Source organism: Paraglaciecola arctica (genome assembly GCF_018861065.1).
GTDB lineage: Bacteria > Pseudomonadota > Gammaproteobacteria > Enterobacterales > Alteromonadaceae > Paraglaciecola > Paraglaciecola arctica_B.
Window position 1 is genome coordinate 59092 of sequence record NZ_JAHKQO010000013.1, and the last position, 24010, is coordinate 83101.

A 24010-nucleotide genomic window follows, 5' to 3' on the forward strand; every position below is an offset into this window, starting at 1 on the left:
CGGAGGTTGGTGCTTAATATAGAGTTAAAGAGCACCATTTTCCCATGGGCCTGTGATTGCAAATGTCACGCCTGGTGATTGCACATTGACAAACAACCAGCGTCCATAGAAGCAGGCACCAGCCCATTCCTGACTAGTAAAACTTCTGCGATTTGAACCATCAGTAGAAGAGCCTACGCTGTCCCAAAAGTTGCTTTGAGTGCCAGGGTATACAGCCTCTACTGCAGCTAAGTCACCGGCATCCATGGCTATATTGTTTTCAGCGAAAGGAAAGGTTTCGCCGCTTTTGGTCAAACCGATTAAACGTTTGGGATTAGAGCCGCCATCTTCGCACAACAGCATATTACCCCTTGGGCTTATGGCGATGTTGTCAGGGCCATCAACTTGAGTTTCGGCATCAGTTGACTCAAAAATAATGCTAAGCTGCTGACGTCTAGGATCGAAACAGAAAACTTGACCAAGTCCAGAAGCGCCACCTGAAGTGGAGACAAAGTAAATTCTTCCATCGTCGTACCAGCACCCTTCGCCTCGTGCAATAATGGCTGCATCAGATGCTTGGTTATAACATCTTTCGCTAATCGCATCAGGATCTGGCACTTCTTGCCAAGTAACATCCCACGTTGTGCCCGCGATTTGTCCTCCCCGCAGATCTACTCTTGGAGTATTGTTAAGTACCATTGCGTATAGTTTACCGCCGGATTTTAAATCACCCCACTCACCTGTAGGTTCAAATTTGTAAAATGCTGACGAGCCCGCATCTTCGGTTTCGTAAACAAAACCAGTAGCAGGGTCAACAGCGGCCGCTTCGTGTGAAAAACGTCCCATTTGAGTAATAGGTTGTCCATCTGAGATGCCGAAACCAGGTACTTCAAAAACGTAACCATGGTTAAAACCTTGTGGTCCTTGGCCCCAGCTATGAAAAGTTTCTTCACATGAAAGCCATGTTCCCCAAGGTGTAGGTCCACCTGCACAGTTTCTAATAGTGCCACCTAGACTGTTGTAAGAGGATAGAAACTCGCCTTTTACCACATCAAACATAAGGTTTGTTGTGCCACCATTTTGAGCTTCGTTGTAAATACCACGGCCACTTGCTGGTGAAGAAGGAAATCCTTCTCCCTCTGAACATTCGTGGTTACGAACAAGAGCAATGACATTGCCTTTGGCTGCTACTACGCCCATACCATCGTGGTCTGTAGGAGTGGGTAAGCGGTCGGCCTGAACTTGGCCAGTCCAACCAAACGAAGTGTATTCAAATCCTTGAGGAAGTGATAACAAAGTCAACCCTGTCGCTTTATCAGCGGTAGGTACCAATTCACCGTAAGAGCTGCTAAAAGGTAAACTTGCTGCATTCGTGCGAGTCGAAAGGGCTATAAATGCGGTACTAGCAGCAGCAATTGAACCTCCTTTTAAAACCTGTCTTCGGCTAAATGTTGGCTGAATGGGTAAATCGATATTATTTTCAGAATTCGGTATCTTCATGTCTTTTTCCTTGCTGTTTGAAAATTGTCATTAACATTCAAAAGAAAGGTTCAACTTGGTGTTGACGGCAACCTTACGAGTTCAAATTTAAAGGGTTAACATGACATTTTATGGCAAATTATTTGACAGTTTTTGTAAGCATTCATGGCAGTTTAATAGCAGAAAAATGACAAGCCGCGTGTCTGGGGTCCGAATTATAGGACACGTTTAAGGGGCAGTCGTTTTATCCTCTAGTGAAGAGGCCTGCGCTTTTTCATTCCAGTGTATTAAACCAATAGACAATTCGTATAGTAGTAAAACTGGCACGCCAAGTGCGATTTGTGAGATTAGGTCTGGAGGGGTAATACATGCTGCTATGAGAAAAACGACTACCACAGCGTGGCGCCTATGCTGACGTAGAGTTTGAGCATCAATAATCCCTGCCTTCGCCATTACTAGTAATAATACCGGTAATTCAAAACACAGTCCAAACGCTAAGATCAGTTGGATGACCAAAGACAAATACTCACTTACTTTCGCCTCAAGTTGCACTTCGATGCCGCTACTTTGTCCTGGGGTTTCAAAACTAATAAAAAACTCCCAGGCCATCGGCATTACCACGTAAAATGCCAGTGCTCCCCCCCCGATAAATAGAATTGGAGTTAAAGCAAACAGAGGGAATAAATTTTTTTGTTCTTGTTGATATAGGCCTGGGGCAATAAAACGCCAGATTTGAATTAGGATTAAAGGGAGAGTGAAAAACAACGCGCTAAAAAAAGCTAGCTTTAGGTAGGTGAAAAACGCTTCATGCAGGCCGGTATATATCATCCTTCGTCCACTGTCAGGACCGAAAATTTCCATTAATGGTTGTTGCAAAAATGCGTATATTGGTTGAGCAAACCAATAGCTCACCGCAAACATTAAAAAGAAAAAAAACAGACAATACAATAAACGCTGGCGTAACTCAGTAAGGTGGGTCAGTAAAGGTGTTTTGCTTGCTGTGTTTGAGGTTAAATTCATTTTTTACTCTCAGAGTCGCAATTCATATCAACCAATGCTTGTTTACGTTGTTGGCGCACTTTCTGATGTTCGCTGGGAGGCAACGAACCGGGAATAAAATCCTCTGGTAAATGCTGTATTTCAGAGGGAAGTAATGTTTTCCACTTCTTGTCTTGATCAATTGTGGCATCACTTAAATCAATTTCTTTTTCTAATCGCGACAATGAGCCTTTGACTTCGTTGACCATTTTTTTACCCTTGGTCATGAGTTTGCCTATTCCTTTAACAAAGGCAGGTAAATCTTTGGGACCGACTACCACAAGGGTTAGAGCGGCGCAAAATCCAAGCTCAATCCAACTAAAATCAAACATATTGGCTTACCTAGGCTGATTAACGGAGTCTGTAGAAGCGGGTGCCGCTTTTTTTGTGGGGGGCGTAGCCTCATTTGCAATTGTTGCATGCTCGTCTGCTTCCTGATCTTGCTCCTTAATTCCATGTTTAAAGCTTTTTATTCCAGCAGCCAAGTCGGACATCAATGCAGGGATTTTGCCGCGACCAAATAGTAATATGAACAACAAACCTACCAGTAATATTTGCCAAATACTTAAGCTCATTTGTATTTCTCCAATGTGATTTTTGGTTAGCCTAACATTGTATATATTGCTAATTGGTGAATGAATTATGATCCTATGATGACGCTATATGTTTAGGCGCTATACCTTCGTCTAGAGAGTGAATTATTTGATATGGGCGTTGCGGTTGTTATTTGATGATAGTAACTTGAAATACCTCCTTAAATGAAACAACCGCAGTAAATGCGGTTGTTTAGGATGGAATTGTTATTTAAACAGATTCTTGTTCTCTGTGTTTTTTACCCTTCTTTTTGTTTTTAAACTTTTCAAGTTTTTCTAACATTTTGGTTTGCTGCTCTGGGGTCATAACATTCCATATGTCATGTTTGCTTTTGGTCTTCAGTAAAGCCATATCCACAAAGTCAGATTGATACTCAGTGTTAAGGGCGTGCCATGTTTCAGCACTGAACTCTGGGCCTTGAATTAGAGACTGCTCAGCTTGCTTATAGTTTTGCAGTTTAGTCTTGATTGCTTCACTGCTTTTTTTCTCTGCCGTTTTAATGGCTTCTACCGAGGCAAGTTGCGCATCAGTTAAATTAAGACGTTTTAGCATCTTGCCTTTTCGCTTACCTTTTCCTTTTCTGTCGGAATCTTTGGCATCCCGCTTGGTTTTATGAGCTTCTAGCTGTGCTACAAATTCAGCTTGTTGAGTTTCAGTCAATAAGTTCCAAACCTGGTGCTTACTGGTTGCTCGTTGTAGTGCTTTTTCTTGCATCAAAGTTTGGCGTAGTGTAATCGCACTCTCGACCGCTTCTTGGTCCCACTCTGAGGATTGAACTAAGCTACGAAGATCTGTTTGCAATGATTTTCCATCGGCGCTAAATACGTCACGATCTTCTCGATTTTGTTTTAAAATCTGTTTAATGTCTTGTTTTTGAGTATCCGTTAGAGATAACTCAGACAATATTTGTCGCATACCATCATGTTTTTGATGATGTCCTTTCTTAGCCAATGTAGGTGCTGCAATGGCAAGAGTTAAACACAGCGCAATAGGTGTTAATGTGGTTTTAACTAGCGTTTTAAAAGTTGTCATATTTTTCGTCCTCTTGATTAGTTGTTAGTAAGTCTAGCGAATGTAATGCAAAGAAACGCAAAGGGAATGTAAAGCTTGTGTAAATGCACAGTGTTGGACAATATGCACTGAGTTATAGTCTCATCAGCTTAAGAGTACGTGAGGACAAATATGCCAGCAAAACAACTATTATTTATCGACGATGACTTGGAATTAACCGAGTTATTAAAAGAATATCTTACTCCCCAAGGATACGAAATCGATGTTGCCCATGACGGAGAATCCGGTTTAAGTTTAGCGACCTCCAATAAACATTATGATCTTATTTTGTTGGATGTCATGTTACCTAAACTCGACGGTTTTGAGGTATTAAAAAAACTACGAGTTAGTCACCTTACTCCAGTGTTAATGCTGACGGCTAAGGGCGATGATTACGATAAAATATTTGGCCTAGAAATGGGTGCCGATGATTATTTGGCTAAACCTTTTAATCACAGAGAGTTATCAGCAAGAATAAAAGCATTGGTGCGCAGAATGGCTTTATTACCAAGCGGCAATGTGCAGCAAAATTTAATTTTAGGTAATGTTGAACTCTCCCCTGCGGCGCAGCAGGTGACGTGTGCAAACAATATTGTCGAATTAACCGGTACCGAATATTCTATTTTACATCTCTTAATGGTCAATAGCGGCAGTTTAGTGAGTAAAGAAGACATCAGTGAAAAAGTCTTGGGTAAAAAGTTGGCGGCATTTGACCGCAGTATAGATATGCACGTGAGTAACCTTCGCAAAAAGTTAGCCGCTTTTAGTCCTGAAGAAAAAATCAAAACTCATCGTGGTGCCGGTTATCTGTATGTGGTGCCTGCATGATGAGACTAAGTCGGTTTAACCCAGCTAAGAGTTTATTCTTTAAGGTGTTTTTGTGGTTTTGGTTAGCCACTTTATTGATCTTTTTTAGTTCAATTTGGTTAGCTAATCAACTAGGTTCTGAGGCTAATTATCGTCCATTGAATTCAATGCAGCATAAAGATTTAAGGATGTTGACCAATAAAATACAAAAACAAATTGATAAGAATGAGCGGGATTTCGAGCTTAAGAAGTTGTTAAATAAAGTCAGTAGCCGAAACCGTTTTAGTTTAATTTTATTTGATCCGTCTTCGCGAGAAATTGTTCATAGTGTGGCTAGACAAAGAAGATTTAAAAATGAAATGTTTGATGATTTTACTTTACAAAGTTCGCCGTTATTTTTAGATGTCGCAGGACTCTCTATTATTGGGCCTGGCATAATAACAATAGAAAAAGCTAACTATATGTTGTTTATGGTTGCGCCAAGACCGGGTGGCAGTTTACGTGTGGTGCGTCATGAGTATCCAGGGGTCTTTATTCTATTTTTGATCACTATAAGTATGGGGCTATGTTATTTGTTTGTGCGTGGCTTGCTCAACCCGATTGCACAACTCAGCCTAGCATCTAAACAGATGGCGGGGGGCGAAATGGGAGTGCGTGTTGCTAAGGTGAGTAAACGTTTAGATGAAATTGGTCAACTTGGACGGGATTTCAATTATATGTCTGAACAGGTCGAAAGTTTGCTCAGTAGTCAGAAAAGGTTACTAGCAGACATTTCACACGAACTGCGCACTCCTCTTACTCGTTTGCAGTTATCCATTGGCATTGCGCAGCAACAGAATGAATCTGATATGTCAGCCAATATGTTGGCTGCCTTAGAACGAATCGAAAAAGAGTCACTTAAAATTGAAGAGATGATTTCTCAAGTATTGTTGTTATCTAGGTTGGATAATAAACAGCCTATTCAAAATTTAGAGTCTGTTAGCCTGCAACAGATAATGACTCCCCTTATTGAAGATGCGCAATTTGAAGCAGCGCAAAAAGATAAAAAATTAATATATCAGGCGGAAGAAAATATCAATTTACATGCCCAACCACAGTTATTGAGCAGTGCAATTGAGAATATCTTAAGAAATGCAATTTACTACTCAAATCATCATATTGAAGTTTCTGTAACTAAGCAAAAAGACAATGTAGTGTGGGTAATCGAAGATGATGGAAACGGTATCGAAGAAAGTCAACTGGATAGAATATTTGAGGCCTTTTATCGAGAATCTACCGCTCGAGATAGAAATAGTGGAGGGGTTGGATTAGGTTTGGCGATTGCTCAGCGAGCGGTTGCTAAGCATCACGGAATGATAGAGGCAAGCAATAAACCTCAAGGAGGATTACGAGTCCAGATTTCCATACCTTATGTTGCGGCATAATTAGATGCAGTTTTTATAGGTAGGCTGATAAGTTAAACCAAAAAGCTAACGCTTTTTATTGCAACTGACACATTGTTGCGGTTACCTTTTAGGTAAGTCAATAATGATGTGTTGGGGGGAGGGGATGTTAGTCGAAAAAATCATGAGTAAAACCGTGGTTACGGTGACGATGGACGATACTCTGAAAATGGTCAAACAAGTTTTTGAAAACGCGAAGTTTCATCATTTGTTAGTGATAGAAAACGGGAAGTTGTTTGGGGTGATATCGGACCGTGACTTACTCAAATCTATCAGCCCGTTTATTGGTACGATTCAAGAAAAACCCCATGATAAGTTTACCTTGAATAAAAAGGCGCACCAAATCATGAGTAGAAAACCTATCTCGCTTGCACCCACAGCCAATGTTTATGAGGCTATTAGTTTATTTAATCAGCACAATATTTCCTGTATACCAATAGTGAATGCAGAAAACGTTCCTGTTGGAATTATTAGTTGGCGTGATATCCTCAAAGTGATTGAAGCCAACCACAATAAAAAACTCAATAAAACTGCATAAAACAACTTTTTGAGAGCAGTATGTAAAAAGCCTGCGCTGATATATCCATAGTCGTTTTAAATCAAATCTAATAGTAGGATTTTTAGATGTCTCAATACTCACTGTGTACTGAAGATAACTTAGAGACAGTGTATCTCACCTCCATTGAGCCCTTTTGGCAAAATATCGTTCAACATGGGTCTTTTACAGGCATAGCTAACGTCGACATAGCTTATGCAGTTGCGCAGCATTCTCTCCCCGTCGGTAGCATTGTGATTGCCTCTGGGCGAATTGAAAGTTTAATCAAATACAAAGAACTAATATACGACCTCTATCAAAATGGTTATTCGGTATTTATACATGACCATAGAGGGCAGGGGTTATCAGGACGTATGTTAGATAATCCCCATGTTGGTTATGTGTCGAGTTTTAATGACTATGTTGATGACTTTAAAAAGTTTATTGATGAGATAGTCACAGCTAAGTCGCAGCATAAACCTTATCTGTTGTGTCATTCGATGGGAGGGGCCATAGGCGCTTTAACAGTGTTACGCTATCCTGAGTTGTTTCAAAAAGTTGCGTTTTCAGCTCCAATGTTTGGTATTCGCCCGGCTTTACCGAATTGGCTCGCCAACTTGTTGTTGGGTCTTCATTCAATTATCAGCTCCAGCGATAGCCATTTTTTTGGGCAAAAAAATTACACTAGCTTGCCTTTTGTTTCTAATGAACTCACCCACAGTGAAGTTAGATATAAAATTTTTCGGCAGGAATACCTAAACACCCCACAAGTTCAACTAGGCGGTGTGTCGGGTCACTGGTTGAGAAGCGCAGTCGAAGCAATGAATGAAATAGAACTTAATGTTGAGCGCTTTCCCATTTCAGCGTTAGTCATTCAAGCAGGGGCTGATCATGTGGTAGATAATAATCGACAAGGTCGGGTCATAGCAAGAATTCCCAATGCCACACTACAAGTGATTGCAGGAGCAAAACACGAGTTGTTAGCAGAACTGGACAAATACAGAGTGCCTTGTTTGACTGCAATTTTGGATTTTTTCAAAGACTAATGGTATACATCATTCAATTATAATTGAGAGTGTTGACGGTAAAATAGGATTTCCTTGTTTTATACTTCAAGAAGTATCTAACGGATATCAAATGAATCTTCTAACATCAAATAAACAGCCTGAACTTTATGCCCAATATAAATATTACTCGAGACGATTTAGATTATTTACAACGAGCTATTGAGCTGGAAGCAGGGCGCTCTGAAGTATTACGCAGTGTTGCCAGAGGCGATAATATTGAAGCTGTACTTAAATTGTTGTGTGAAAAATCTGAAATTTATAATCCTGAGATGAAAAGTTCAGTGTTGTTGCTTGACCAAGAAAATGCAACCTTGCATCCTATCGCGACAGTCTCCCTACCTCCTGATTATTGCAATGCTTTAGATGGTCTGAAAATTGGCATGGGCGTAGGCTCCTGCGGTACTGCTGCGTTTTCGAAAAAGCGTGTCATTGTGACCGATATTAATTCTGATCCTAATTGGGCGCAATATAAAGACTTAGCACTAAGAGCTGGACTGCAGTCATGTTGGTCGGAGCCTATTATGGGAAGCAATGAAAAAGTCTATGGTACTTTTGCAATGTATTACGAATACCCCAATGCTCCCACAGAAGAAGACATTGCTTATATTGAAACCTGTGCGAACTTAGCCGCTATAGTATTTGAAAATGTGAGTAATAGGCAGGAGTTACTTGATGCGAATACACAATTGAGTCAAACGGTAGATGAACGCAACAGCCAACTGATGGAAGCCAACAAAAGTTTGTCATTGGTATTGGAACAACAAAAAATTGCGAATCTACGGGATATTAATGCCGAAAAAGCCAACATCACCACTATGTTGTTGATGGGGGTCGCTCATGAGATCAATACTCCGCTGGGTGTAGCCATCACTTCTAACTCAAGTAGCAGTCAAATTGTGACTTCGTTGTCCAAAGATATTGCTGAAGGGCGGCTAAGCAAAAGTAGCGCGATGCAAGCATTGAGTGCTTTGTCAAAATCTATTGATTTAACCTTTAATAATTTAACCCGTGCCTCAGATTTATTGGAACGGTTTTCCGAAATTGACACTGAAAAAGTGGCAGATCAGGTATTCGAATTCGAGATGCCGAAATTTATCCAGCAATTCAGTGAATACACTCGACTTAAATATCCAAAGGTTGTCTTAGAAAGTGAAGTGGAAGAAGGTGTGGTGTGTTTTTCACAGGCCTCATTTTTTCAATTACTGTCACAATTGCTTGATAACTCTGTATCCCACGGATTCGAAAATCAGCAAGGTAAGGTGTTCATTTCTGTAGTGCAAGATCCTCAGAATATTCATGTGACTTATCATGATAATGGTAAGGGTATAAACAAACAGGAAGCCGAGAAAGTATTTCAGCCATTTTTTTCTACTCAAAGGCGCTCAGGAAAAATGGGGTTAGGATTAAATATAGTTAGCAACATCATTAGCAATATCTATAAAGGTCAAATAGAGCTGGTTGATTCCCCTGTTGGCGTTAGGTATAAAATGACGATCCCTAAAAGTGTCTAACAAAGTTGCACGAGTTAAATAACTCGGTTTAGGGGGTAATCCCTAAACTGTTTCGCTATTTTTTTGTTAATATCGACTTATTAATCACAACCGAAATTTTCTCCATGCTTGATATCGTTCTTTACCAGCCAGAAATTCCCCCTAATACCGGCAACATCATCCGTCTATGTGCCAATACTGGTTTTGCCTTACATCTAATTGAACCTCTTGGATTTGATTGGGATGACAAAAAAGTACGTCGAGCGGGTCTAGATTATCATGAATTTGCTAAGGTGCAGCGTTACCCCAACCTAGACGCGTATATTGAAGCTCGTTCACCTAAACGGATATTCGCGTGCACCACTAAAGGTAAAGCATTTTTTGCAGAAGCAGAGTACCAACAAGGTGACGCGTTATTGTTTGGTCCGGAAACCCGTGGGTTACCTGATGAAATTATTGAGTCTTTGCCACCTGAACAGCGAGTACGGATCCCAATGTTACCGGAAAGTCGCAGCATGAATTTGTCAAACGCCGTGTCGGTATTTGTATATGAAGCATGGCGGCAGATGGAATTTAGTGGCGCTGTGTAAATGTTGTCAGAGAAAAACCATCTATATAGAACCCCATAGTGTTTGGGGTAGCGCCTTTTTCAATTATTAGATAAAGGCGTATGCGTCACCGAACAAGTTGCTAACTAGTAACCCTTGTTTAGTAAAATCGTCGCGCACCACTTTTGCCATTTCAAAACGTCCAGCAACATATACTTGGTAAGTCGACAAGTCTGCAATGTCTTCTAGCACTGCTTTATGTACCCAACCGGTTTTGCCTGCCCAATCCTTTTCAGGAGTTTCAATTACTGGAATAAAGGTAAATAAGGGATGTTGATTAGCAAGTGCTGTGAGTTCTTCATAAGCGTACATGTCATTCAGTGTTCGTGTGCCCCAGTATAATATTACTGGAGCTTGCAATGGTTGACTGAGTATTTGTTGCAATATTGAGTAAACATAAGAAAACCCGGTGCCTCCAGCCAACAATATTGTTGCTTGTGTATTGGTCTGACTAAGACTGGCTTTTCCTAACCCTCCTTCTACATGGACAGACTTATCTCTAAGCATTTTTTCGATAACTTGACCTGAATATTGATTGCCTGGTTCTGCACCTATATGCAATTCAATAGTGCCGTCTTTTCTTGGGGCGTTGGCGATGGAAAAAGGACGTTTATCATCTTCGCCCATCATTACTTGCAGGTACTGGCCCGCTACAAAATTAAGAGCGGGTTCTGGAATTAATACAACACGTTTAATGGTATCTGTAAGGGCTTCAATTTTTTCTACCTTACACTGAGTTATTTGCATGGAATTCTTCTGGTTAAATTAATACTACTTGAATATGATTATTTGAAATAACCTTTGATATTCATCGGTTTGGGCTTTAGGCTCAAGAACTGGATTATAAACAACTGACTGATTTTATACGAGTTGTAATTAACTAGAAGTGCTAGGTTTTTAGTGGGAGTTCGGCGAAAGAGCGTTTTGTTCCACTTAAACCTAATTCAAGCCCATTCTGTTTACGGAAATTAAGGGCCTAATTTAAGAGGAATAAAAATGACTTTTACGTCTGATATGATTGCAGAATTAAACTTATTGCTGAAGTTTCCAAATAAGAGTTTAATGCAAGGATTGAAAATTCATCATGATGCTGAAGCTGACGTGATTGCCGCGGCGAAGAGGCTGTTTGACAAGGGGATTGTGACTTTACCCGATGGTGGATATTTAACCGACCTAGGTCACGATTTATTTGAACATGCTCAAATTGTGCGAATGGCGTTGACCAATAAGTAGTTGAGTGAATGTAACTTCTAACCTAATAAATATTTAGGGCTTTATACCTCTAAATATTTATTATTTCATCGTTATTGCCGATATAAAGAGAATTGTAAAAACTAGTTTTTGTTATGCATCTATTTAAATCACTATTAATTTGTTTTGCGTTAGTTTTTGTTGGTTCTGCTCATTCAGCAGATGAAATTAAAGCTGTGCAATTATATTCGCAGGATGAGTTACTTAGCTTAATCAACAAGAATGAGCATTTGAGCCGAGTGGTTTTAGACGATTGCCAGTTAGTACAGGATATTCAGGCTAGAGCGGAAGTACTAAAAATTCCTAGTTACCAGTTTTTATGGGGAGATATGCTGGCATGGGGGGTGTGTGTGGAGGGCGATCCTGAACGCGGCATTAACTTTATGCATCAAGCAGCTGAACAAGGATTATCTGCTGGATTAGAACAATTAGGTCGTTATTATTCTCAAGGAAAATTGGTTCAACAAGATAAAGAAAGAGCAGTGGTTTTTTTGCGAGAAGCCTCTGTATTGGGGCACTTAAAGGCTCAAATTCAATTGGCTGAACTATTTATTGATGGATATGGAAGCCCTTATGATTATGAAGATGCTTATCACTGGTTGTACAATGCCATTACCGCAGACAAACCAACCCACGCAAAAATTGCTGAATGTATGCAAGGCTTAGAAAAACTGATGCACCCCAAAGCGGTGCGTAATGCCAGAAGACCCCTTAATTTTTAATTTACGGCAGCTCTTTTTTCGAACTTGTATAACTAGGTTTTCCACAAATAAACATATAGCCTGAAAAAATTCACATTTGTAGGTGTTCATTTCGTTATACTTGCAGCCATATAATATTTAGTCAGGAAATTCTTCGCCCTATGAGCGACGACCCATTTTACCAACGCGAAAAAGAAAAATACGAAAAGCCGGTAGCTAGCCGCGAGTATTTACTGGAACTTTTAGTCAAGGCTAAAAGGCCTTTATCTTTTTTAGAGTTTTGTCAATTACTTGATGCGAAAGATGAGGACAGCCGTATTGGTATTCAACGTCGTTTGCGTGCAATGGAGCGTGAAGGACAAGTTGAGTTTAATCGTGACAAAAAATACGCAAAGCTTAGGACCGAAGATCTTATACAAGGTCGAGTAATTGGTCATCGAGATGGTTTCGGTTTTCTAAAACGCGAAGACGGCGAAAAAGACCTATTTATCCATAATGCGCAAATGGCTATGGTGTTACATGGTGATGTAGTGCTGGTAAAAGAAAGCGGAACGGATAATCGCGGTAGACAAGAAGCCAGAATTGCTAAAATTGTTGAACCTCGTTCAGAGCCCATAGTGGGACGTTACTTTTTTGAAAATAACGTGGGTGTAGTTATTCCCGATGACAGCCGCATTAATCACGAAATCATGATACCTAAAGAACAAACCAACGGAGCCAGACAAGGGCATATCGTTGTGGTAGAAATTGTTCAACGTCCGCGAAAGCGCGTCAATGCTATTGGCAAAATTATCGAAGTACTGGGAGAACATATGGCTCCCGGTATGGAGATTGATATGGCGCTGCGCGCCTTTGATATTCCTCATCAATGGCCAAAAGGTGTAGATAAACAAGTGCAGGGTCTCAATGAGCAAGTCCCTGAAGAAGCGAAACAGGGGCGTGTCGATTTAAGGCAGTTGCCACTGGTAACCATAGACGGTGAGGACGCCCGTGATTTTGACGATGCGGTATTTTGTGAGCCACTAGATGATGGTGGTTGGCAATTATGGGTGGCCATTGCAGATGTCAGTTACTACGTGCGGCCAGGTACAGCACTTGACAGTGAAGCGCAGAATCGCGGTAATTCAGTGTATTTTCCTGAACAAGTTGTACCCATGTTGCCGGAAGTTTTGTCCAACGGTTTATGTTCCCTTAATCCTCAAGTTGACCGTTTATGTATGGTGTGTGAAATGACCATAAGTAAAACAGGCATGTTAATCGAACATCAGTTTTACGAAGCTGTAATGAATTCACATGCTAGGTTAACCTACACCAAAGTATGGGACATCTTGCAAGGTAACCCCGAGTTACACAAGCGTTATGCAGAACAAGTGCCCCACCTTAAAAATTTGCATGATATGTATCGCGCTTTGAAACGCACTCGTAATCAAAGAGGCGCTATCGAATTTGAGACGCAAGAGAGCAAGTTTGTATTTAACGCGCAGCGTAAGATTGACAATATTGTGCCAGTCACTCGCAATGATGCGCACAAGCTAATTGAAGAGTGTATGATTTTAGCGAACGTTTCAGCCGCAAAAACATTGTCGAAGAACCAAGCTGAAGCGTTATACCGTATTCACGATAAGCCTGATTCAGACCGCCTTGGGGCATTTTTATCCTATCTTTCTGAAGTCGGAATTACCCACCAAATAGGACACGAAGATGTGTCGCCACAAGATTTCACGGCGGTAATTGAAAAAATTCAGGGCAGGGCGGATCAAGAGCTGATTCAAACTATGTTGCTAAGGTCTATGAAGCAAGCCGTATATGATCACGAAAATATTGGCCACTTCGGTTTGGCTCTAGAAGCCTACGCACATTTTACTTCGCCTATTCGACGTTATCCTGACCTAGTTGTGCATCGCGCGCTAAAAGGTATTATCGATAAACAAAACCAGCGTAAGAGTAAATCCGGCGGTAAAGTGTATACCGCTGACGAAGTTGAAGCCTTAGGTGAGCAATGTTCAATGACAGAGCGTCGAGCAGATGATGCTACGCGAGATGTATCTGATTGGCTTAAATGTGAATTTATGCTGGACCATGTAGGTGATGTGTTTACTGGGGTAATTGCTTCAGTCACTAACTTTGGCTTTTTTGTGCGATTGACTGAGTTCCATATTGACGGTTTGGTACATATTACTTCTTTAGAGAAAGATTATTTTAGATACGATGAAGTGAAACAACATTTAATTGGGGAGAGTTTTGGAACCGTTTATCGATTAGGAGATCCAGTTGAGGTTAAAGTGGCTTCCGTTAACTTGGATGAACGAAAAATTGATTTTTTGTTGGATGGTGTTGAAGGCAAAAAAATTAGAAAATCTGCAGCGAGGAAAACGTCACGGGCCAAGAAACCAGTGCGAAATACCAATGAATCAACCGCTAAGCCCGAATCCACAAGCAAGACGACCAAAAAGCCAGCTGCTCGAAAAAGTCGCGCACAATCTAAGTCGAAAACGGCGCGCAGTAAACCAACAAGCTCATCTAGAAAAAGGAAATAACACCTATGGCTCAACAAGAATGGTTATATGGTATTCACGCTCTAGAATCTGTTATTTCGCGCGAACCTGAGCGTTTAATAGAACTATTTGTATTAAAAGGCAGAGACGATAAAAGTATTCACGATATTGCTAGTCAAGCGCGACGTTTTGGCGCATCAGTGCAATTCTGTCAACGTAAAACACTAGATGACAAAGTGGATGGAGGCCAACATCAGGGGGTGGTCGCTAAAGTAAAACCTGCTAAGCAATACAATGAAAACGACCTTGCAACACTTGTTGAGTCAAGCAAATTACCTTTTTTACTTATTTTAGACGGTGTCACCGACCCTCATAATTTAGGAGCATGTTTACGTACTGCCGATGCTGCCGGAGTGGACGCTGTAGTGGTTCCTAAAGATAAGTCTGCAGCACTAACTCCTGTAGTAAGAAAGGTAGCGTGTGGTGCGGCGGATGTTATCCCACTGGTACAAGTGACTAACCTAGCTAGAACACTACGAGATCTCCAAGACGCAGGTGTATGGATAGTGGGTACCGCAGGTGAAGCCGAAAATAATATCTATGATTGTAAACTTAATGGACCGATGGCTTTGGTTATGGGAGCTGAAGGTAAAGGTATGCGCCGCTTAACGCGAGAGCATTGTGATGAATTGATTAAACTTCCTATGGCGGGCTCCGTTTCTAGTCTCAACGTTTCTGTGGCGACTGGGGTGTGTTTATATGAGATTGTTAGGCAAAGAGGCTAACTGCAAAATAAAAGGGGAGTGCCATTGCGGTGCTCCCAGTCCTGTATGTAAAAATGAATATACACAATAATTTAAAATGTTTTTGCTAGTAGTTTTTTAGCTTGTTCTCGCTCCAAGCAAGAATGCAGAGGCTTTTGAGTGAATTTATTTAAGCTTGTATTTTTCTGCTCACCTTTCCAAATTTGACCATTGTGGGACACTTCCACTCGACAGCTGATGGTGTCTGAGCTGACGGTATACAATATTGTGACTTGTTCGGAACGATCTACTAGTCCTCCATATGGGTATCCTTTTTGTGTATACACTTTTTGTATTTGGTTAAGTTCAGCTAAACTATTACTTGAGGCAAGTAGTAGTGTTAAAGCTATTGTTAATATTCTAAAAAATCCAAATTTTTCGATATAGTGCTTATTCATTGGGGTCTCCTGTTGTTGGAAAACCAAATATAAGACTGGGGTTACTGTTAGACAAACGATCAAAACTTAAATATGATTTAGAAAAACTTAAGTAAGGAGCGAAATGTCAAAATTACCACCATTGAATTCTTTGCGATACTTTTTGACTGCAGCCCAAACTTCAAGTTTTAAGTTAGCGGCTGAGCAATTATTTGTGACCCAAGCCGCAATAAGCCAACATATCAAAACATTGGAACAGCATCTTGGGGTGCAGCTTTTTAATAGAGGAACACGCCAGGTTTCATTGACAGAAGATGGCAAGCGCTTAATGCCACATATCTACGCTGGTTTTGAGCATTTTAATAGAGGTGTGGCACAGCTTTCCCAAGATTCTAATCCAGATGTTCTGAATGTGACTGTTGTGGAATCTTTATCTACTCGATGGTTGGTGCCTAGGTTGCAGCATTTCCAAGAGCAACATCCTCAAATCAGAGTAAGGCTCGAACCCTGCAATACTGTCAGGGATTTTTCCGGTACCGACATTGATCTCGCTATTCGTTTTGGTAAAGGTGATTACTTTGGGCTAGAAAGCCGTTTTCTGTTAAATGATAAATATGTTGTGGTGTGTCATCCAAGTTTAATAGAACCCGATTTAACACCTCAAAAGTTATCTCAGTTACCACTTTTAGAGGAAAGCGGTCCTGTCACCGGAGAAGCGTGGCAAGCATTTTTAACCAAGTTTAATTTAAAGGAAAATAGCTTTAGAAAAATACTCGAAGTTGACGATTCAACGGTAACCATCATTGATGCAGCTTTAGCGGGTCAAGGATTCGCAGTGTTGCGTCATAACTTAATATATCAACAACTACAGCGCGGTCAACTAGTGTCGCTTTTCGACTTTAGCCATCCTAGCGCTTATGCGTATTATCTAGTTGCACCTAGTCATCATTTTAACAAACCTAAAGTGCAACTATTTGAAAAGTGGTTAAATGAAGCGCTGCAAGAAATTAAGCAATTTTTGGAAAGTGAATGATATTTAATCAAAAGATGTTGAGGATTTTTCGAATGTCGGGGTTAATTATTGGGCGTCTATAATCAAAATAAATTGCAATGTATAAACCAAAAAAACTGGTGCAAACTTCGATAACGATCCCTTGTTAAGATGCTTTTTTATTCGTTAACAACTTGTTATGAATCAACGATTGATCTATCCACTCACAATCGTTATAAATACTATCAGACACAACTTTAGGTATTTAATATGACATTAGCAACACCCCTAGAAATGTTTTATCAATGGGAAGAGACGCATCCAGAAACTGTATATTTGAAGCAGCCTGTTGATGGTGTCACCAAAGACTTTACTTGGCGCGAAACTGCGCTACAAGCTCGAAAGGTTGCAGCAGTCTTGCTGGCAATGGAATTACCTAAAGGTAGTCATATCGCTATTTTGTCAAAAAACTGTGCCGAATGGTTCATAACTGATTTGGCTATTATGTTGGCAGGTCACGTCTCTGTACCTATATACTCCACAGCGGGCGAAAAGACAATTCGGTATGTATTAGATCATGCTCAATGCCCTGTAATTTTTGTGGGTAAATTAGATGACACTGAAAAACAAGTCGCTGCGATTGATGACAATATAACTAAGTTGGCATTTCCTTATCCTAATATCCCTGCCGACAAGCAATGGGATGAAATATTACAAGCTGAACCCTATATGGATAAGCCCGTCCCAGCGTTAGATTCGGTCATGACCATAGTGTATACCTCTGGTAGTACAGGTAACCCAAAAGGAGTAGTACATAACTACGAGTCTATATGTTGGGCAGCATCGAATTCGTTGGACGAACTAACTGTGGATCAAAATGACCGCATACTAAGTTATTTACCATTAGCGCATATTACTGAACGAGTATTAGTAGAAATCGCTAGTTTTTACTCGGGTATGCGAATTAATTTTTTGGAATCTTTGGATACGTTCTCCAGAGATGTGAATGCGACAGAGCCTACTTTGTTTATTTCTGTACCTCGTTTGTGGACTCGTTTTCAAATGGGGGTGTTAGCAAACATGCCACAAAAGAAACTCGACTTTTTGCTTCGCATACCCATTATATCCGGGGTAGTCAGTAAAAAAATTCGTACTAAGTTAGGTTTAGGTAAAGCTAGGCTTTGCGCCAGTGGTTCTGCCCCTATTCCTGCTTCTACCTTAGAATGGTTCAGAAAGATTGGTGTTAACATTTCTGAAGGTTGGGGGATGACTGAAAACAGTGCTTATGGCACAAGTTGTGTACCATTTAGAGCTGATAAAATTGGCTGTATTGGTAGAGCTTATAAAGGTGTAGATATACGCATTGCTGAAGACGGTGAAATCCAAGTTAAAGGTCCTTGTAATATGAAGGAGTATTATCTGGAGCCAGAAAAAACAGCAGAGGTGTTAACAGAAGACGGTTACCTTAAAACTGGGGACAAAGGCTCTATTGACAATGATGGATACATCAAAATTACAGGGAGACTAAAAGAAATATTCAAAACTGCAAAAGGAAAATATATAGCACCCGTCCCTATCGAATCGAAATTGATGGCAAACTCATCTATTGAACAAGTCTGTGTAACTGGGTCGCAACTGAAGCAGCCTATAGGGTTGGTGGTATTGTCTGTAGAGGCTTTGAAGCAAGATTCGGATGAGATTGAACAGAGTCTTTTGGCCACCCTAAATGAAGTAAATGCAACTCTTGAGAGTCATGCTGTGCTCGACCATCTTGTCATTATGAAAGATGAGTGGACTGTTGATAATGGACTTTTGACTCCTACTCTTAAATTAAAACGTCATAATCTTGAGGAGCAATACGACAGCTTAATTAATGGAGAGCTGCAAGGCAAAATTTCGAGACAACAATAAGATTAATCGAGTGTAGAGTGCCATTTTTATAGTTAGTTCGGCGTAACCAAGCGATTAAATCGTAAAGATTTGTAAAGATTGTAAAGCTTGCGTAAAGCGCCGAACATAACGCTGTGTTTTCCTTACAATTAGTGAATAATTTCGTTAATCTTGGAAACTCGTATGAAAAAAGTCTTTAAACCCATTTCCCTTCTTTCCATTTTGCTGCTTAGTGCGTGTGGAGGCTCAAGCGACAACAATGACACAGAATTCGTTGACTCATATTTACAATTTTATAATGGCTCTGCAAATAGCGCCGCCACATTAATTGCTGAAGTAGATGGCAATACGCTTGGTACAGCTACTTACGGCGATGCGTCGGGCCTGATTACCGCAGAAAGCGGTGACGTAGACTTGGAATTTTACCGCATAGATGCTGATGATCAGAAAGTGACACTAGAAGAAGTTACAGTTGATCTATCCGATGGCGAAAAAGTGCTAATGATTTTGAGTGGTGACTATGAAGCCCCCTCTTTTATTGCCAATCGTTTTAAACGTGAAGACCTTGAAGACCATTTTCGATTATTTGCTACCTCAGTTATTACTGGTTCTGCTGGATACGACCTGTATATGAGTGCTGCGGGTGAACCATTTAGTGCCGCTAACCCGTTAGGTACAATTAACTACCAACAGTTCGATGAGTTAGATTATTGGGATCCAGATTCAGATAGTGATTATTTTGAAGAAGGTGAATATATTCTCTATCTAACAGAACCGGGTTCAAATGAACCGTTTTATGAAAGCGCTACTATTAGTTTTGCTTACGATACCGAATATGTACTAGTACTACGAACTACATCAGGTGCAATTCAAGATAATGTCGTGGTTGATTTGATTATTAATTCTTCTGCCGTAGCCAATTACGCTGATGAAGACGCCACCGGCCAATATCGTATATACAACAGCTTAGATGATGAAACAGCAGTCAGTCTGAGTCTAGCAGGAAACGACGGCACCAGTGTTGACACCACACTCAGTGCCAATACTTTAAGCGCATTTAACGAAGTTGAATTTGGCGATTATAGATTAACAGCTACTCTAGACGATGAAGCATTCAACAACCGCTTAGTGACGTTGAATCAAGGTGAAAGTAAAGCCATCATACTCTATAGAGATGAAGACGCTAAACTTAACTCAATTTCTTTTAAAGAAAGTAACTTGCCCCAAGTATTTGACCATCAATTACAAATTGTAAATTTGGTACCAGATTATTTTGACATTGATTTCTATTTCGTTCGTCAAGACGAAACTATAGAAAGTGCTGAGTATCAAGTTGCAGGTTTGGACTTCGAAGAAAGCAGAAGTATCATTTTACCCAGTGATTTCTATGAATTGATTGCGGTATTTGATGATAGCAATGATACCCAGATACTTCTCGATAGGACTGAATTGCTAGGTATTAATGAAGAGGTTAACTATATCATCACAGTTGAAAAAACAGATGACTCGGCTACAGGTTTCAAGATTTCTATACTTAAATGATCTTAACTTAGCTTAAAAGGGCCTCTTCGGAGGCCTTTTTTTTATTTATTAAAAAGACATAGCCTTGAATTAACGGTCCTGTATACACACTCTTTGGTTAAATGGCGCCCTGAGAGACAAAACGCCATCTTTATTAGTATTTTTTGAATATTACACTATCGCTGCATAGTGTTTTCTGTTAGTATTTCGCGCCCTTTTAACTGGGGTATGTATAAAAAAGCAGCTAAGTGCTGTTTTTTTGCAGTGAAACGACTCGGGAGAGTCTTAATTTTAATAGCGGAGCACTAACATGATCCAAATGCAAACTAACCTGGATGTTGCCGATAATTCTGGCGCTCGCAGGGTTCAGTGTATTAAGGTTCTTGGTGGCTCGCATCGCCGTTATGCACATATTGGTGACATCATTAAAGTTACTGTTAAGGAAGCAATTCCTCGCGGTAAAGTAAAAAAAGGTGATGTACTAACTGCAGTGGTGGTGCGTACTAGAAAAGGCGTTCGTCGTCCTGATGGATCTTCGATCCGTTTCGACAGCAACGCAGCTGTTTTGCTTAATGCAAACAAGCAACCGATTGGTACGCGTATCTTTGGTCCGGTTACTCGAGAACTTCGTGTGAATAACATGAAAATTGTCTCGCTAGCCCCTGAGGTATTATAAGGAGTCACGATATGGCTAATAAAATTCGTCGTGATGATGAAATCATCGTTTTGGCTGGTAAAGACAAAGGAAAACAAGGCAAAGTGCTTAAAGTTATTCCAGCGGCTAACCGTCTAATCGTTGAAGGTGTGAACATTATCAAGAAACACACAAAGCCTAACCCTCAATTGGGTGAAGCGGGTGGTATTGTTGAGAAAGAAGCATCGATTCACGTATCAAATGTAGCGATCTACAACTCGAAAACGGGTAAAGCAGATCGTGTGGGTTTCCGTCTTGAAGGTGAGAAGAAAGTACGTTTCTTCAAATCAGACGGCGAACTAGTTTAAAAAATTGGAGAGTACGATGGCGAAACTGCATGATTACTATAAAGACACAGTTGTAGCGGAACTTGCTAAGCAGTTCAACTACAAAAGCGTCATGCAAGTCCCTCGGATTGATAAAATCACTCTAAACATGGGTTTAGGTGAAGCGGTAGCGGACAAGAAGGTATTGGAAAATGCCACGGCTGACATGCAAGCAATTGCTGGTCAAAAGCCTATTGTTACTGTTGCTCGCAAATCTGTAGCGGGTTTTAAAATCCGTGAAGGTTATCCGATTGGCTGTAAAGTAACCCTACGTGGTGAACGTATGTGGGAATTCTTTGAACGTTTAGTGTCAATAGCAATTCCTCGTATCCGCGATTTCCGTGGCTTAAATCCTAAGTCATTCGATGGTCGTGGTAACTATAGCATGGGCGTTCGTGAGCAAATTATCTTCCCTGAAATCGACTTCGATAAAGTGGACAAGATACGCGGTATGGATATTACTATCACTACCAGCGCACAAACCGATGCGGAAGCACACGCTTTATTAAGCGCGTTTAACTTCCCGTTTAAAAAGTAAGGTGTAGGGTTATGGCAAAAGAATCAATGAAAGCGCGCGAAGTAAAACGTGCGAAGCTAGTTGTTAAGTTCGCAGCAAAACGCGCAGCACTTAAAGCAACTATCAGCGATGTCAACTCTTCTGACGAAGAACGTTGGGACGCTGTTCTTAAGCTACAACAACTGCCACGTGATTCATCTGTAAGTCGCAAGCGTAACCGCTGCAACATTACAGGTCGTCCACATGGTTTCCTACGCAAGTTTGGCATGAGTCGTATCAAGTTGCGTGAAGCAGCGATGCGCGGTGAAGTGCCTGGCTTGAAAAAAGCCAGTTGGTAAGGGGTAGCTAATATGAGTATGCAAGATCCTATCGCGGATATGTTTACCCGCGTACGTAATGGCCAGATGGCTAGCAAAGTTTCTGTAACTATGCCTTCATCTAAAGTGCGTGTTGCTATTGCAGCCGTTCTTAAAGAAGAAGGTTACGTTTCTGACTTTGCAGTGTCTGGTGACGTAAAGCCGGTATTAGAAGTAACGTTAAAGTACTTCGAAGGCAAAAAAGTAATCGAGAGCATTGAGCGCGTAAGTCGCCCTGGTCTGCGCATCTATAAGAAAAAAGATGAGTTGCCAAAAGTAATGGGTGGTTTAGGTGTAGCTATCGTGTCTACCTCTAAAGGTGTGATGACTGACCGTGCAGCGCGTAAAGCGGGCATGGGTGGTGAGATCATCGGCTACGTAGCGTAAGGGGAATCAAATGTCACGTATAGCAAAAGCTCCTGTTGATGTTTTGTCTGGTGTAGAAATTTCTATTGCCGGTCAAGAAATCACAGTTAAAGGTAAAAATGGCACACTTACTCGTGTGTTTAACGAAGCGGTTGAAGTCGTACAGGAAGAAAACCAATTAGTTGCTAAGCCTCGTGAAGGTGCAGTAAACGGTTGGGCTCAGGCTGGTACAGCTCGCTCTTTATTGAACAACATGATTGTTGGTGTTGCTGAAGGTTTTGAGAAAAAATTATTGTTGAATGGTGTTGGTTACCGTGCGCAAGCGCAAGGTAAAAAACTGAATTTAACTCTGGGTTTCTCACACCCTGTAGCATACGAAATGCCTGAAGGTATTTCTGTTGAAACTCCTAGTCAAACTGAAATCGTCGTTAAAGGCGTTGATAAGCAGTTGATAGGTCAGGTTGCAGCTAACATCCGCGCATACCGTCCGCCAGAGCCTTACAAAGGTAAAGGTGTTCGTTACGCTGATGAAGTTGTGCGTCGTAAAGAAGCTAAGAAGAAGTAAGGAGTTAGTACGATGGATAAAAAATCAGCTCGTTTACGTCGCGCTACTCGTGCACGTAAAAAAATTAGTGAATTGGCCGCGCATCGCTTGGTTGTTAACCGCACACCGCGTCACATCTATGCTCAGTTAATCGCTCCAAGTGGTTCTGAAGTATTGGCGTCGGCTTCAACAGTTGAAACTGAACTAGCTGGTAGCCTTAAAGGCACAGGTAATTCAGCGGCAGCAGCAGCTATTGGCAAAGCGATCGCAGAACGCGCTATTGAAAAAGGCATCAAATCCGTTGCTTTTGACCGTAGCGGATTCAAGTATCACGGTCGAGTTAAAGCATTAGCTGATGCAGCTCGCGAAGCTGGTCTTCAGTTCTAGGAGTTAATTATGGCTAAAGTAGAAGTTCAAAACGGTGGTGATCTGTTAGAAAAGCTAATTGCCGTCAACCGTGTATCTAAAGTAGTTAAGGGTGGTCGTATCTTTAGCTTTACTGCTTTGACAGTAGTAGGTGACGGAAATGGTCGTGTAGGTTTTGGATACGGTAAAGCACGTGAAGTGCCTGCTGCGATTCAAAAAGCTATGGAAAAAGCACGTCGCAATATTGTGACTGTTGATCTTAATGGCAACACACTACAGCACCCAATAAAAGGTCGTCACTCAGGCTCTAAAGTTTACATGCAGCCAGCATCTGAAGGTACTGGTATTATCGCCGGTGGTGCGATGCGTGCAGTACTTGAAGTGTCGGGTGTACAAAACGTACTTTCAAAATGTTACGGATCTACCAATCCAATTAACGTTGTGCGTGCAACTATCAATGCGTTGACAGAAATGAATTCGCCTGAATCAGTTGCTGCTAAACGTGGATTGTCTGTATCAGAAATTTTGGGGTAAATGAACATGGCAAAGATGATTAAAGTAAAGCAAACAAAAAGCTCTATCGGTCGTCTACCTAAACATAAAGCAACGCTTACAGGTTTAGGTCTACGCAAAATCGGTCATGTTCGTGAATTAGAAGATACCCCTTCTGTCCGTGGCATGATCAACCGTGTATTTTACATGGTTGAAGTAGTGGAGGAGTAA

The 24010-nt window shown here is 40.9% G+C and carries 29 protein-coding genes; 22 read left to right on the forward strand and 7 right to left on the reverse strand.

All coding sequences use genetic code 11. The features are described from left to right. Positions 1-24 precede the first annotated feature (24 nt). The 5 genes from KO534_RS04275 to KO534_RS04295 form a co-directional block, all read right to left on the reverse strand. The gene (locus KO534_RS04275; protein ID WP_215927616.1) at positions 25-1479 is read right to left on the reverse strand and encodes a PhoX family protein; all 1455 of its coding nucleotides are present in this window, start codon (positions 1477-1479) and stop codon (positions 25-27) included. 207 nt (positions 1480-1686) lie between these two features. After that, entirely contained in the window at positions 1687-2478 is a 792-nt protein-coding gene (gene tatC / locus KO534_RS04280; protein ID WP_215927618.1) for a twin-arginine translocase subunit TatC, read from the reverse strand. Then, positions 2475-2828, reverse strand: coding sequence for a Sec-independent protein translocase subunit TatA/TatB (locus KO534_RS04285; protein WP_215927620.1), 354 nt, complete (start codon positions 2826-2828; stop codon positions 2475-2477). The genes tatC and KO534_RS04285 overlap by 4 nt, the downstream gene beginning before the upstream one ends. Positions 2829-2834: 6 nt before the next feature. Continuing rightward, positions 2835-3071: a twin-arginine translocase TatA/TatE family subunit gene (tatA, locus tag KO534_RS04290; RefSeq protein WP_215927622.1), complete on the reverse strand. Its 237-nt coding sequence runs from the start codon at positions 3069-3071 to the stop codon at positions 2835-2837. Between the two features lie 229 nt (positions 3072-3300). After that, a complete protein-coding gene (locus KO534_RS04295; protein ID WP_215927624.1) occupies positions 3301-4122 on the reverse strand; it encodes a Spy/CpxP family protein refolding chaperone in 822 nt (273 codons plus the stop codon). Positions 4123-4272: 150 nt separating this feature from the next. Here KO534_RS04295 and KO534_RS04300 point away from each other — a divergent pair, with 150 nt between their 5' ends. The 6 genes from KO534_RS04300 (at position 4273) to trmL (ending at position 10071) form a co-directional block, all read left to right on the forward strand. Beyond that, the gene (locus KO534_RS04300) at positions 4273-4968 is read left to right on the forward strand and encodes a response regulator transcription factor (RefSeq protein ID WP_215927626.1); all 696 of its coding nucleotides are present in this window, start codon (positions 4273-4275) and stop codon (positions 4966-4968) included. Beyond that, on the forward strand, positions 4965-6371 hold the full coding sequence (locus tag KO534_RS04305) for an ATP-binding protein (protein WP_215927628.1): 1407 nt from the start codon (positions 4965-4967) through the stop codon (positions 6369-6371). The genes KO534_RS04300 and KO534_RS04305 overlap by 4 nt, the downstream gene beginning before the upstream one ends. Before the next feature lie 124 nt (positions 6372-6495). Then, on the forward strand, positions 6496-6927 hold the full coding sequence (locus KO534_RS04310) for a CBS domain-containing protein (protein WP_215927699.1): 432 nt from the start codon (positions 6496-6498) through the stop codon (positions 6925-6927). Positions 6928-7013: 86 nt separating this feature from the next. Further along, positions 7014-7970, forward strand: coding sequence for an alpha/beta fold hydrolase (locus KO534_RS04315; protein WP_215927630.1), 957 nt, complete (start codon positions 7014-7016; stop codon positions 7968-7970). 128 nt (positions 7971-8098) lie between these two features. Next, positions 8099-9502 (forward strand): GAF domain-containing sensor histidine kinase, encoded by a 1404-nt coding sequence (locus KO534_RS04320; RefSeq protein WP_215927632.1) that lies wholly within the window; start codon positions 8099-8101, stop codon positions 9500-9502. A 104-nt stretch (positions 9503-9606) separates the two neighbouring features. After that, positions 9607-10071 carry a tRNA (uridine(34)/cytosine(34)/5-carboxymethylaminomethyluridine(34)-2'-O)-methyltransferase TrmL gene (gene trmL, locus KO534_RS04325; RefSeq protein WP_215927634.1) on the forward strand — a complete coding sequence of 155 codons (465 nt, stop codon included), beginning with the start codon at positions 9607-9609 and terminating at the stop codon, positions 10069-10071. 66 nt (positions 10072-10137) lie between these two features. Here trmL and fre read toward each other — a convergent pair whose 3' ends face one another. Beyond that, positions 10138-10836: an NAD(P)H-flavin reductase gene (gene fre, locus KO534_RS04330; RefSeq protein WP_215927637.1), complete on the reverse strand. Its 699-nt coding sequence runs from the start codon at positions 10834-10836 to the stop codon at positions 10138-10140. Positions 10837-11085: 249 nt separating this feature from the next. Here fre and KO534_RS04335 point away from each other — a divergent pair, with 249 nt between their 5' ends. The 4 genes from KO534_RS04335 to rlmB all read left to right on the forward strand — a co-directional run bounded on the left by KO534_RS04335 (position 11086) and on the right by rlmB (position 15321). Next, a complete protein-coding gene (locus tag KO534_RS04335; RefSeq protein ID WP_215927639.1) occupies positions 11086-11322 on the forward strand; it encodes a TIGR02647 family protein in 237 nt (78 codons plus the stop codon). A 113-nt stretch (positions 11323-11435) separates the two neighbouring features. Then, a complete protein-coding gene (locus KO534_RS04340; RefSeq protein ID WP_215927641.1) occupies positions 11436-12062 on the forward strand; it encodes a tetratricopeptide repeat protein in 627 nt (208 codons plus the stop codon). A 140-nt stretch (positions 12063-12202) separates the two neighbouring features. After that, positions 12203-14578: a ribonuclease R gene (rnr, locus tag KO534_RS04345; RefSeq protein WP_215927643.1), complete on the forward strand. Its 2376-nt coding sequence runs from the start codon at positions 12203-12205 to the stop codon at positions 14576-14578. Positions 14579-14583: 5 nt separating this feature from the next. Beyond that, positions 14584-15321: a 23S rRNA (guanosine(2251)-2'-O)-methyltransferase RlmB gene (gene rlmB / locus KO534_RS04350; protein WP_215927645.1), complete on the forward strand. Its 738-nt coding sequence runs from the start codon at positions 14584-14586 to the stop codon at positions 15319-15321. A 71-nt stretch (positions 15322-15392) separates the two neighbouring features. On the opposite strand, the gene KO534_RS04355 is transcribed toward rlmB, so the two are convergent. Then, positions 15393-15737, reverse strand: a complete 345-nt coding sequence (locus KO534_RS04355; RefSeq protein WP_215927647.1) for a hypothetical protein — start codon at positions 15735-15737, stop codon at positions 15393-15395. Positions 15738-15840: 103 nt separating this feature from the next. Here KO534_RS04355 and KO534_RS04360 point away from each other — a divergent pair, with 103 nt between their 5' ends. From KO534_RS04360 to rpmD, 12 genes are all read left to right on the forward strand, one after another. Further along, positions 15841-16749 carry a LysR substrate-binding domain-containing protein gene (locus KO534_RS04360; RefSeq protein ID WP_215927649.1) on the forward strand — a complete coding sequence of 303 codons (909 nt, stop codon included), beginning with the start codon at positions 15841-15843 and terminating at the stop codon, positions 16747-16749. Between the two features lie 228 nt (positions 16750-16977). Continuing rightward, a complete protein-coding gene (locus tag KO534_RS04365) occupies positions 16978-18618 on the forward strand; it encodes an AMP-binding protein (RefSeq protein WP_215927651.1) in 1641 nt (546 codons plus the stop codon). Between the two features lie 162 nt (positions 18619-18780). Next, positions 18781-20139 carry a DUF4397 domain-containing protein gene (locus KO534_RS04370; RefSeq protein ID WP_215927654.1) on the forward strand — a complete coding sequence of 453 codons (1359 nt, stop codon included), beginning with the start codon at positions 18781-18783 and terminating at the stop codon, positions 20137-20139. Between the two features lie 289 nt (positions 20140-20428). After that, positions 20429-20794, forward strand: a complete 366-nt coding sequence (gene rplN / locus KO534_RS04375) for a 50S ribosomal protein L14 (RefSeq protein WP_158971317.1) — start codon at positions 20429-20431, stop codon at positions 20792-20794. 11 nt (positions 20795-20805) lie between these two features. Beyond that, complete coding sequence (rplX, locus tag KO534_RS04380; protein ID WP_215927656.1) at positions 20806-21120, forward strand: 50S ribosomal protein L24; 315 nt, start codon at positions 20806-20808, stop codon at positions 21118-21120. A gap of 16 nt (positions 21121-21136) precedes the next feature. Further along, positions 21137-21676, forward strand: a complete 540-nt coding sequence (rplE, locus tag KO534_RS04385) for a 50S ribosomal protein L5 (RefSeq protein ID WP_215927666.1) — start codon at positions 21137-21139, stop codon at positions 21674-21676. Between the two features lie 11 nt (positions 21677-21687). Beyond that, complete coding sequence (gene rpsN / locus KO534_RS04390) at positions 21688-21993, forward strand: 30S ribosomal protein S14 (protein ID WP_215927668.1); 306 nt, start codon at positions 21688-21690, stop codon at positions 21991-21993. A 12-nt stretch (positions 21994-22005) separates the two neighbouring features. Then, complete coding sequence (rpsH, locus tag KO534_RS04395) at positions 22006-22398, forward strand: 30S ribosomal protein S8 (RefSeq protein ID WP_215927670.1); 393 nt, start codon at positions 22006-22008, stop codon at positions 22396-22398. Between the two features lie 10 nt (positions 22399-22408). Then, positions 22409-22942, forward strand: coding sequence for a 50S ribosomal protein L6 (gene rplF / locus KO534_RS04400; RefSeq protein WP_215927672.1), 534 nt, complete (start codon positions 22409-22411; stop codon positions 22940-22942). Positions 22943-22954: 12 nt separating this feature from the next. After that, entirely contained in the window at positions 22955-23308 is a 354-nt protein-coding gene (rplR, locus tag KO534_RS04405) for a 50S ribosomal protein L18 (RefSeq protein WP_215927674.1), read from the forward strand. A gap of 9 nt (positions 23309-23317) precedes the next feature. Further along, positions 23318-23821 (forward strand): 30S ribosomal protein S5, encoded by a 504-nt coding sequence (rpsE, locus tag KO534_RS04410; protein WP_215927676.1) that lies wholly within the window; start codon positions 23318-23320, stop codon positions 23819-23821. Between the two features lie 6 nt (positions 23822-23827). Next, the gene (gene rpmD / locus KO534_RS04415; protein WP_215927678.1) at positions 23828-24010 is read left to right on the forward strand and encodes a 50S ribosomal protein L30; all 183 of its coding nucleotides are present in this window, start codon (positions 23828-23830) and stop codon (positions 24008-24010) included.